General features: G+C 37.7%; 9 protein-coding genes and 1 tRNA gene. 3 read left to right on the forward strand and 7 right to left on the reverse strand.

What is annotated here, in order from left to right; all coding sequences use genetic code 11:
- Window positions 1-587 precede the first annotated feature (587 nt).
- Complete coding sequence (locus tag AC07YT_RS24720; RefSeq protein WP_086547550.1) at window positions 588-2339, forward strand: HAMP domain-containing sensor histidine kinase; 1752 nt, start codon at window positions 588-590, stop codon at window positions 2337-2339.
- Between the two features lie 116 nt (window positions 2340-2455).
- On the opposite strand, the gene AC07YT_RS24725 is transcribed toward AC07YT_RS24720, so the two are convergent.
- The 4 genes from AC07YT_RS24725 to AC07YT_RS24740 all read right to left on the reverse strand — a co-directional run bounded on the left by AC07YT_RS24725 (window position 2456) and on the right by AC07YT_RS24740 (window position 7325).
- Window positions 2456-2932, reverse strand: coding sequence for an acyl-CoA thioesterase (locus AC07YT_RS24725; RefSeq protein WP_086547551.1), 477 nt, complete (start codon window positions 2930-2932; stop codon window positions 2456-2458).
- 390 nt (window positions 2933-3322) lie between these two features.
- Window positions 3323-5467, reverse strand: coding sequence for a glycoside hydrolase family 97 protein (locus tag AC07YT_RS24730; RefSeq protein WP_494945574.1), 2145 nt, complete (start codon window positions 5465-5467; stop codon window positions 3323-3325).
- 133 nt (window positions 5468-5600) lie between these two features.
- Window positions 5601-6854 carry a DUF2130 domain-containing protein gene (locus AC07YT_RS24735; RefSeq protein ID WP_086547552.1) on the reverse strand — a complete coding sequence of 418 codons (1254 nt, stop codon included), beginning with the start codon at window positions 6852-6854 and terminating at the stop codon, window positions 5601-5603.
- Window positions 6855-6944: 90 nt separating this feature from the next.
- Window positions 6945-7325 carry an OsmC family protein gene (locus AC07YT_RS24740; protein ID WP_086547553.1) on the reverse strand — a complete coding sequence of 127 codons (381 nt, stop codon included), beginning with the start codon at window positions 7323-7325 and terminating at the stop codon, window positions 6945-6947.
- Between the two features lie 113 nt (window positions 7326-7438).
- Here AC07YT_RS24740 and AC07YT_RS24745 point away from each other — a divergent pair, with 113 nt between their 5' ends.
- Together AC07YT_RS24745 and AC07YT_RS24750 are read left to right on the forward strand one after the other, a co-directional pair.
- A complete protein-coding gene (locus AC07YT_RS24745) occupies window positions 7439-7804 on the forward strand; it encodes a YtxH domain-containing protein (RefSeq protein WP_086547554.1) in 366 nt (121 codons plus the stop codon).
- A gap of 103 nt (window positions 7805-7907) precedes the next feature.
- On the forward strand, window positions 7908-8654 hold the full coding sequence (locus tag AC07YT_RS24750; protein WP_086547555.1) for a YdcF family protein: 747 nt from the start codon (window positions 7908-7910) through the stop codon (window positions 8652-8654).
- An 89-nt stretch (window positions 8655-8743) separates the two neighbouring features.
- Here the strand turns inward: AC07YT_RS24750 and obgE are convergent, their stop codons facing one another.
- From obgE to AC07YT_RS24765, 3 genes are all read right to left on the reverse strand, one after another.
- Entirely contained in the window at window positions 8744-9739 is a 996-nt protein-coding gene (obgE, locus tag AC07YT_RS24755) for a GTPase ObgE (RefSeq protein WP_029277724.1), read from the reverse strand.
- A 156-nt stretch (window positions 9740-9895) separates the two neighbouring features.
- Window positions 9896-10471 (reverse strand): adenylate kinase, encoded by a 576-nt coding sequence (locus tag AC07YT_RS24760; protein WP_086547556.1) that lies wholly within the window; start codon window positions 10469-10471, stop codon window positions 9896-9898.
- Window positions 10472-10864: 393 nt separating this feature from the next.
- A tRNA-Arg gene (locus AC07YT_RS24765) sits at window positions 10865-10938 on the reverse strand.
- Window positions 10939-11562: the final 624 nt, after the last annotated feature.

The following is an 11562-nucleotide window of genomic DNA, read 5'->3' on the forward strand; positions in this document are numbered from 1 at the left end:
CACCTCTGCTTTTAAGGTTTCCTTTGTCAAATTTAATTCTTTGATAATCTTTCTCAAACCTAAGGGATGGCAGCGGTGTTTCATGTGAGTGTCACTCCTGCTTTCTGTTACAAGTCCTCGCTGTGCTACGGGCTTTTCACGTCAATCAGGTTTAGGAACGTAAAACAGTGCATTATATCCTCCGATACAATACTTCAAAATGGTAAAAACCCTTCCAAAATGAAAAGGTTTTTTGCGGCATTTTTTTTCTGATAAATAGAAAAACACTTCTATCACGCTAAAAAACAACAAGTTAATGAAGCTGCTAAACCCATTGGCATCACAATTGACCCTACGCCATTTATATTAATCAGCTGTTGTATCATTTGATAAAGAAACAAATCCAATTAAACCATATTTTTACTACAAAACCGTATAGATAAATTTAGGAATACGCAAACCAAATAACTTTGCTTTCTTTTGCGAAAAACTTTCTACCCTTTGCGGTTAAACTAAAAAAAGCCATGAAACCATCAATGATTTACAAAACTTCACAATAAATAAGTAAATCATGATAGCTTCATCACCATTAAAAAAAATAAAAACAGATGAAAATCAAGACCAAACTCCGCCTCGGATTCGGGTTTCTCTTTATAATCGTTTTATCCTTCGGATTAATTGCGCTCTTTTACTTGAATGAGCTTTCCGACAAATCGAAGGTGATCCTTAAAGACAACTACAAATCGCTGAAATATGTTGCCGCCATGCGCAATGTAATCGATCAGCATCCTTTTCCATTAAACAGCACGCAACAGGCAATATTTACTGAAAACCTAAAAAATGAGGGTTTAAACATTACCGAACCCGGTGAAAAAGCGGCTTTCCAGAAATTAGAAATCGCTTTTAATGTGCTTAACGATTCGAAATCATCAGCCATTAAAGCAAACAGCATCAAAGATTTACGCGTAGCGCTCCAAAATATCGAGCAGGTAAATATGAAAGCCATTTACGACAAAAATGAGCTGGCCAACGAAGCTTCCTCAAGAGCCAACCTGTACATTATGATTGCGGCGACCTTGAGCTTTATTATACTCTTTACTTTTATTGTCAATTTCCCTGGTTTTGTGGCCAATCCATTGGCCGAATTTAGTGCTGCCATTAAACAGATCAGTCGTAAAAATTACAAACAACGTTTGCATTTCGAAAATGATGATGAGTTTACCGAACTGGCAGACTCCTTTAACGGAATGGTGGTTAAGTTAAACGAATGGGAAAACAGTAACTTATCTAAAATTAAATCAGAAAAATCGCGCATCGAGGCCATTATTGCTCAAATGCAGGATGCCATTATTGGCCTAAATGAAAAAGGTGAGGTGTTATTCTTAAATCACCTGGCTGCCAAGTTAATGAGTCTGGATGAAGATAAGGTTATTGGTCAGAATGTGGCCGAACTGATGCAAAAAAACGAGCTGCTTAAACGGATCATTAAACCCGAAACGAATGACAATACCTTAAAAATTTATGCCGATGATAAAGAATCTTATTTCCTGCTGGAAAACCGCGAAATTATCATCCCAAATTATGAAGAACAGGACGAAAATACATTAATTGCCTCATCTAAATCTGCCGGGAGTGTTTACACTTTAAAAAACATTACCCAGTTTAAAGAACTCGATGAAGCCAAAACAAATTTTATCGCTACGGTTTCACACGAGTTAAAAACACCGTTATCGTCTATCAAAATGAGTTTGAAATTGCTTAACGATGAGCGTGTAGGTGGGATGAATGACGAGCAGCACGAACTACTCAACCACATCCAAGAAGATAGTGACCGACTGCTCAAAATCACCAGCGAACTTCTAGATCTTTCGCAAGTAGAAACGGGTAATTTAAAACTTACTTTTGCCATCACCAAACCAGAAGAAATTGTTCAATATGCCATCGATGCGGTTAAGTTTCAGGCCGAGCAAAAATCAATTGAACTGGTACTCAACTGCGATCAGAATTTACCGAACGTGAATGCCGATATCCAGAAAACAGCCTGGGTAATGGTTAACTTTTTATCCAATGCCTTGCGTTATAGTTCCGAAAAATCGAAGGTAATCATCGATATTTTCCAAAAGGATAAATTTATAGAATTCTCGGTACGCGATTTTGGGAAAGGTATTGACGAAAAATACCAGAAACGACTATTCGACAGGTATTTTCAGGTGCCTACGGATGGTCAGAATAAATCAGGCTCCGGATTGGGACTGGCCATTTCTAAAGATTTTATTGAAGCCGAAAACGGAAAAATATGGGTGGTAAGCGCCATTGGCGAAGGCAGTAAATTTTGTTTTAGTTTGCCTGTTGTGGAGTAGATTCCGCGTTTTTAACCGCAAAGGACGCAAAGTTTAAGGCAGAGCATACAGGGAAAAGATGGATGATGGAAAATGGAAGATGGAAAACACACCGCCAACCGCTCAATGCCACGCGCTTACACAATATAAGGTTCCATTTCCTTATCAATGCTTTTACGTAGTTCCATTAATTTAACGGCATAACCATGCATGGCAATTTCTTTTTCGGTTTTGGGTTTAAAAGCTGGGATTGCCTTTGGTTGTCCATCATCGTCAACGGCTACAAAAACAATAATACAATGTGTATTCTTAACAAAATCGGTCTGCCCTACTGGTTTAGAAAAAGCATCAACAGCAATGTGCATACTGGTTTTGCCTGTATAAATAATACGTGCTTCCATTTTAACCAGGTGACCGATATGAACAGGGTGAAAAAACCTGATTCCACCAACATAAACCGTTACACAATAAGTCTGGCTCCATTGTAAAGCACAGGCAAAAGCAGCCTGATCAATCCATTTCATCATCATACCTCCATGTACCTTACCGCCATAATTAACGTCAGAAGGTTCGCTTAAAAATTGAAGTTCGATATGGTTTTTGGTTCTGGGCATGGTAATATTTTGTTAAAAATTGCTTGGTTTTAATGTCTTTGCTAAGATATTATAAAATAAGTTATTTTCCCGCAATCAGCTGTTATGATCTGTCAAGGTGACTCGACACAATTAACTGCCAATTACAAAAATAATCCCGCAGATTTAAGATGATTAACGCAAATTGATTATTTTTCTGCCGCTGTCAATGAGATCTGCGGGAAAGAACTCTCTTAGCTTTCGTCATTCTGAGTTCATCTCAGGATCTAACCAGCATGATAGATACTGAAATAAATTTTTAATCCGTGTTTATCTGTGTACATCCGTGGCTAAAACAATAAAAAAAGTCGTAGCGAGACGCTACGACTTGAAACAGTGTCAGTTGATAACAAATGACACCACTTACTTAATTTATTTCGCCATAATACTAATCGCATATCCTCCACCAGGTGCACAATACTGCGATAATTTCGTTTTATTGCTTACCTCCATTTTACGAATGGTATAGGCTTTAGGATTGGTTTCATAATGAGCATCTTTAGCATCGGCATAAATGGTTGCCGTGTATTTTTTACCTGGATCTAAAAAGCTAAAATCGATTTTAGAGGTTCGGGCTACCTCATCATTGGTGCGGCCAACAAACCAATTGTTTTTACCTTTCGCCTTACGCGCAAAAGTAATATAATCACCAGGTTCTGCTTCTAAAACTTTGGTATCGTCCCAATCTACTGCCACATCTTTAATAAACTGAAAAGCATCCATGTACTTATTATACGTTTCAGGCAAATCGGCAGCCATCTGCAATGGACTATACATGGTAACATAAAGCGCCAGCTGGCGGGCCAGTGTACTGTGTACAAATGAAATATTTTCAGGATTATAAACACTTACTTTGGTTTCGAAAATACCAGGGGTATAATCCATCGGTCCGCCAATTAAACGTGTAAAGGGCAAAATTGTAGTATGATCGGCATTGTTGCCACCAAAAGCTTCGTATTCTGTTCCTCTGGCCGATTCGTTTCCAATTAAGTTAGGGTAAGTACGTGCCAGGCCTGTCGGGCGAACCGCTTCGTGTGCATTCACCATAATTTTATACTCAGCAGCCTTTTGGATGGCATACAGGTAATGATTGTTTAGCCATTGCCCATAGTGATGCTCTCCTCTTGGGATCATGTTGCCTACATAACCACTTTTAACGGCATCATATCCATTGGCTTTCATAAATTTATAAGCCGTATCCAAATGGCGTTCGTAGTTCCTTACCGATGAAGAAGTTTCGTGGTGCATTATCATTTTAATGCCTTTGCTCGCCGCGTAACGGTGCAGTTCTTTTACATCGAAATCGGGATAGGGCGTTACAAAATCAAAAACATCATCCTTTGTTTTACCGAACCAATCTTCCCAGCCTTCGTTCCAGCCTTCAACCAACACCGCATCCAATCCGTTTTTAGCAGCAAAATCGATGTACTCTTTTACATGTGCGGTATTTGCAGCGTGTTTTCCATTAGGTTTAGTTTTTGCATAATCGGTTACACCTAATTGAACACTGGTTAAATCATTATAGGCCCAGGTACTTTTGCCAGTAATCATTTCCCACCAAACACCCACGTACTTGGTTGGTTTTATCCACGATACATCTTTAAATTTTGTTGCTTCGTTTAAGTTATAGGTTAATTTTGAGGTCAAAATATCACCTGCTTTATCGCTCACGATAATGGTTCTCCAGGGCGATAAACAAGGCGCCTGCATATAACCTTTATCGCCAATGGCATCAGGCGTTAACCACGATTCTAAAACCATATTTTTGTCATCAAGATTTAACGACATTAAAGAATAATTGATCAGTGCTGCCTCATGGATATTGATGTATAAACCATCTTTACTCTTCATCATCAAAGGCGTTTGTAAACCGGTTGGCGAAAAAGTGGTCTGCGATGCATTTGGTGTTACCGCGGCCTTCATTTTACCACGCACTTCTGATAAGTTTGACGTTACTGTACTGTATTCCTGTGTATCATAATCGCCCGGAAGCCAAAATGCTTTATGATCGCCAGCCAGGGCAAACTGCGTTTTCTCTTCTTTAATAACAAAGTAAGCTAAATTCTTTTGCTCAGGGAATTCATATCTAAAACCCAAACCATCGTTAAACAGGCGTAAACGCACAATAATATAACGATTAGTTTCTTTTTGTGTTAAAGTTACCGCCAGTTCGTTATAATGATTTACAATTTCTTTTACCTCTCCCCAAACTGGTTTCCAGGTTTCGTTAAATGCACTGGTTTTAGTATCAGTAATAGTGAAACCATCCAGTAACGATTTACCATCTTTAAGTTCAAGCCCCAGTTTGCTGGTTTTTATCACGTCTTTTCCTTTGTACTTTAAGCTATAGGTAGGTACTCCCCCTTCAGCCAAGGCAAAGCTGACCACCAGATTACCATCCGGCGACTTCAAATCCTCACCGGGAACGTTCCCGAAAGCATTCCCAAAAAAAAGCACAGTGCATATTAAAGTAAGGATTGCAAAGCGGTTAAAGAATTGGTTTAGTTTTTTATTCATATCATCATTTATTTATTATTACTACTTATATCACATTTGAACCTGCAGGTTCTGGTTTACTTAACACCGAAAAGATATTTATTGTCCATACCTCTCAGGTTTCGAAACCTGAGAGGCTTAAACAGCCTATAAATTACTCTAAAAGCAAAGTATCGTCATCTTCATCGGTTAAGCTCAGCTGCACACTATCGCTACCGGCAATGCCTTCTATCGAACCGCGGATATGGGTTGCATTTAACAATACTTTCTCCAGCTGTTTTTCACGTGCTTTCCATAAACGTTCCATGGCGTCACGCTCGCGTTGTATAGATAATTTCATGCTCATAAAACCTTCTCTAATGGCTTTCCATTGTTCTGAAAACTCTGCTCCCATTAAATAATCGTAAAGCATGTGCATTTTTTCGCCACGGTTTTCCTGCGATTTTACAGCGCCAGCGAGGCGCAAAATCCCCTCACGTAACACATAAGCCACGGCGTTTACTTCTTCGAAAGAACAAATCCAAACCCCGTCGCGCTGCCCGAAACAATCCATGCCTTTAGGGTAACATTGACTCACGATTACCGCTACATCAATGCCCATGCTGCGCATATCTTTCTTCAGTTTTTCGATCCAGTCGCCACCAAAATCTTTGGTACGCTTGCTTTCGTAAATTATTTTACCGCATTCCTGTCCGAATTGGTTGCGCACCACCTGCACGCAATCTGCGCCACGCACACCTTTACCAACTTCTTCAATTAAATCGAAAGGATAATTAGTGCGCAGCAATTCCTCCAAAATCAGTTCCTGTACTTCGCCCTGCAATTGCATACTGCCCTGCTCTGCCTTGCGTTTCATTTCTTCGGCCAGTTTTTTCTGATCGTCGAGCTGTTTTTCCAGTTCCTTTAAACGCAACTGGTGTTCGGTATCTTTAATACTATTTTTTTCTGCCTCTTGCTTACGAATCTGTTCTACCAACTCATTACGCTGCTCTTGCATTTTACGCTGAAAGGCAAGTTCCATTTCTTCTTCTTTTACTTTAAGGCTTTCCTCGCGGCGTAAAAACTCCAGTTCCTTTTCACGGGCTAGCTTCAGTTTTTCGGCATTATCTTTTGCATTACCTTCCAGCATTTGCAGTTTGGTTTCAAAATCTGCCGAAATACTTTTACGCAGATTTTCCTCCAAATCATCCTTAAGCCTGGTTTTCTCTTCAGCAAGTTTAGCATCAAAAGCTTTCAACTGCTGCTGTTTTTCTGATTCAAAAACCTGCAGCTTGCGTTGATATTCTTCATCTTTTTGCCTTGCATAAGCCGCCGCTTTCTCACGTAGCTCTTTCTTATAATCTTCGGCCATTGCTTCTTCCATCGGAAAAACATGGGCACAGTTAGGGCATTTTATCTCGGTAGGCATAAATTATTTTTTTACCACAGCGAACGCTTGGGTTTCGACAAAGATATTAAAGCTTTTTATGATTATATAAAGGAGTTTTGCACCGTCCACTTAAAGTACCTTAGATCTGATTTCGTGACCAGCGGCTAAAATTTTGCTCACCGGGCATTTCGCTGCGATTTCTTCCAATCTGATTTTCTGTTCTTCGGTAAGTACCCCTGTACAGGTAATTTCTTCAAAAAATATGGTTTCACCATTTTCGGTATCAATGTTTACTTCCACCTCAATTTTATCGATGGGCCATTCTTTTCTATCGGCATACATTCTTAAAGTAATGGCTACGCACGAAGCCAAAGAAGCCATTAATAATCCTTTTGGTGCAAATCCTTTATGTGTTCCACCCAATTCTAAAGGTTCGTCTACTATAATGTCATGAGAACCATTACTCACCGAACATGCATAGTGTTCCCTGTTTATTGTTGCTTTTACCATTTATGAGATATTTAAAATATTAAACTTACCAAATATTATGCTTTATTGCGATTTGGTTTAGATTTTACGAAACATTATATGATGGCATTTGTTCTTTTTAAAAATGCTACGTTATGAAATACAGAAAGTTAATCGGAAAATACTTAAAGCACGAATCAGATAACAGTGCAAAAATAGCACTTGCCTTAGTGGCTGGTTTAGCAGCAGGCGCAGTAATTAGTATTTTATTTGCCCCTGACAGTGGTGCAGGTACCCGTGGAAAAATTGCCGGCGGAGCCAGAAATCTTCGTTACGGATTTCAGGACAAGTACAATCTTTTAAAAGAGAAAGTTTTTGGTGTAGAAGCCATTGAAGATGATATTGTTGAGCATGAAGTGCCACATTTTAAACATACTGTTGCTAAGAAACGCAAATCGGATGTGAAAGAAATTTTAGAAAATGCGCACGAAAACGGTCAGGTACAGGAAGGTCAGGGATAAAAATATAAAGACATGAACTGGTTATTGGCATGCATTAATTAATACATGCCAAAACCTTTTACCGTTTAAACAATTTCTTAGTTTTACAGGATAATATCAGTATATGATTTTTATCCTCTCGAAGATTTTATCTTTTCTCATTAAACCAATAGTATGGGTTTTTGTGCTTTTGATTTTGGCAATAGCATCAAAACAGCCTAAACAAAGGAAAAGGTATCTAGTCTGTGCACTGATTGTTTTCTGCTTTTTTTCCAATTCATTTATTGTCGGGAGAATACTCAACAGTTACGAAGCTGGCTATCCGAAGGCTGAGCAATATGATGTCGGAATAGTACTGGGCGGTTTCTCAGGTTTAAATAAACGAAATAATGAAATTGCTTTTAACTGGGCAGGCGATCGGTTGTTTCAAGCCATTGCGCTGTATAAGAAAGGACAGATTAAGCAGATATTGCTTAGTGGTGGAAGTGCAAATTTAATAAACCGACAAGTAAAGGAAGCTGATTTAGCCGTTAAATACCTAAAACTGATTGGCCTTCCTGATTCTGCAATCCTGATTGAAAACCAGAGTAGAAATACGGTCGAAAATGCCAGATATAGTCTGGCACTCATCAGGAAAAAGAATCCTAAAGCTAAAATTCTGGTGATTACCAGTGCCTGGCACATCCCAAGGGCAAAACTGATTTTCGATAAACAAACTCAGTCCAAGATTGAATATTACCCAACCAATTTTTCCGGAAATCCAGATTTTGAATTAAGTGATTTCATTATCCCAAATGCCAGTGCATTAGGCGCATGGGAAATGTTATTTAAAGAATGGATTGGATTGGCTGTAGACAGGATAAGGGGTTAACTATTGAATTAATCTAATTGTTCATTAGCCATTGGTTCATTGGTTGAATTTCGCACCAAAAACAACTGACTAATGAACTGATGAACTTCTTATCCCTCAATTGCTTTCCAAAGCATATCTTTCAGCTCCAGAATATTTTTCTCAGCTACTGACGAAATAAATATAGATGGAATATTCGGCAGATCCTGTTTCATTTCTTCCATTAGTTCTTCATCTAACATATCCGATTTGGTAATGGCTAAAACATGAGGTTTCTGCATTAATTCAGGATTGTAAGATTCTAATTCACTTTTAAGAATTTCGTATTCTTCTTTGATCGAACGGCTTGTATCAGCCGGAACCATAAATAACAATACCGAATTACGTTCAATATGGCGTAAAAAACGATAACCTAAACCTTTACCCTTTGATGCACCTTCAATAATTCCTGGAATATCGGCCATTACAAAAGATTTTCCGCCTCTATAACTTACAATGCCCAGATTAGGCACAATAGTGGTAAAAGGATAATCAGCAATTTCTGGCTTAGCCGCCGAAACGACCGAGAGTAAAGTAGATTTACCGGCATTTGGGAAACCAACCAAACCAACATCAGCTAAAACTTTTAATTCTAAAATGTTCCAAACCTCTTGTCCCTGCTCACCTGGCTGTGCAAAACGGGGTGTCTGCTGAACGGAGTTTTTAAAATGTGCGTTACCCAAACCACCACGACCACCGGCTGTTAGAATTTTGGTTTCGCCATCTTTGGTAATTTCGAAGAGGATTTCTCCGGTTTCTGCATCTTTGGCAATGGTACCAAGTGGCACCTCCAGAATTTCATCCTTACCTTGTTTACCGAATTTATGGGAACTACCACCTGCTCCACCATCTTCAGCAATAATGTGCTTACGGTATTTAAGGTGTAATAATGTCCAGATATGGATACTGCCTTTAACGATAATATGGCCACCACGACCACCATCACCGCCATCGGGTCCACCCATTGACGTTAAAATATCACGATGCAAATGTGCCGAACCTGCCCCGCCCTTACCAGAACGGCAACAAATTTTTACATAATCTACGAAATTCGAACCCTGTGACATATTTTAATGTTGAAATGTTAATACCGGAACGTTGAAACAACAATTCCCTTAAAATTAAAGAGTTATAACGTTTTAACATTATAACTCCTTTTTATGTTTTTAATAATGGATCAGAGATTAATTAAAGCCTTTTCCTTTATACTTACTATATGAACTTTATACTTTATACTGATCAATTACCGCGCAAAGATCATTATATACGGTTTCTATTTCACCAATTCCGTTTACTTTATTCAACTTTCCCTGCTCTTCATAATAAGGTAATACATGGATGGTTTTATCAAAGTATTCTGAAATCCGTTTTTTCAATTTTTCAGCGTCATCATCCGGACGGCCGCTGGTTTTATGACGCTCAGCAATACGTTTAGTTAACTCGTCCTGATCAACATCTAAAGCAATCACACCAGCAATCTTACTGCCTTTACGCTCTAAAAATAAATCAAGCTCAATTGCTTGCGGAACGGTACGCGGAAATCCATCAAACACAAATCCTTTAGCATCAGGATTTTTATCTACCTCTTCTTCAAGCATGGCAATTGTAATGGCATCAGGAACCAATTCTCCATCAGCTAACAATTGACTCACTTTTTTTCCTAATTCTGTTTCTCCTTTAACGTGTGCTCTAAAAAGATCGCCTGTTGAAACGTGTACCAACTGATATTTTGTAATCAGTTTTTCAGATTGGGTGCCTTTACCCGCCCCTGGAGGGCCAAAGAGAACTAAATTAAGCATTCAAGTTGTTTAGGTTGTCTTCAAAAATTAAAAAAGCCTTATTCCTATGGCTCTGTTAAAAGTAATTTTCAAATCACTGATTAATAGGATTAGACATTGTTTACTTTCAAGGCTGCAAATATATAATTATTAATTTAGATGCCATTTAAAATTGAGAATTTATTTAAAAAAGGGCTATTTTAATGACATTTATTTTATTCTACAAAGAATCTTGTGCCATTTTTACATTTAACAGAATTTTCTCCAAATACCAGGCAAGCAGACCAAACAATCCTTTTACATTTTTATTAAATTTTATAAAAAATTTTAGTATTTGTGATATTTTATGCGGTCAGATGAAAAACCAGCAAACAAAAAAAGAGGATCTCAAAAAATGAAATCCTCTTTTTTCTGTGCACTTGTAGGGATTCGAACCCCAAACCTTCTCATCCGTAGTGAGATGCTCTATCCAATTGAGCTACAAATGCGTTTCCGTATCGTTAACGGACTGCAAAGGTATAATTTGATATTTTAATTTCCAATTAAATTTTAAAAAAAATCTTAAATTATTAATTATAAATATTGCTTTACACAATTAAAAAATCATTAATCACCTTAAAATCAAGCAACTCAAACAGATCTATAAACACTATTTTTCTTTTATTGTAAAATTCAAATTCACCTGCGTAATCTTCCTTGACGATATTTTTCTATCGGTAAGGCTATATACCTGTTTAAGAGATAAGCAAAAAAAATGGTGATTACCGCTACGCACCAGCCGGTTTTCAATATTGGAATATTGCTATTAATACACAATATGTATATTACCATATGTGAAATATAAATTGGGTAAGACAATTCACCAATTATTCTATCAAAAGATATTTTTTTAAAAAAGTTAAAAAAAAACGGAATGCAAAACGCCACACCTGAAAAATATAAGATCTCTTTAGTGGTAAATGGAAATTTTTTGAGTACCAGGAAATAAAAGTTTGAGGGAAAATAAAAATAAAAACAAGTAAAAGAAATCATTCCAAACAAAAGAACAAGAACAACGTATTTAGGAATCGAATACTTTTGAATTTTTAAATATAGCTGATATGATAAATAGC

It is taken from the genome of Pedobacter sp. GW460-11-11-14-TSB4 (genome assembly GCF_059423705.1).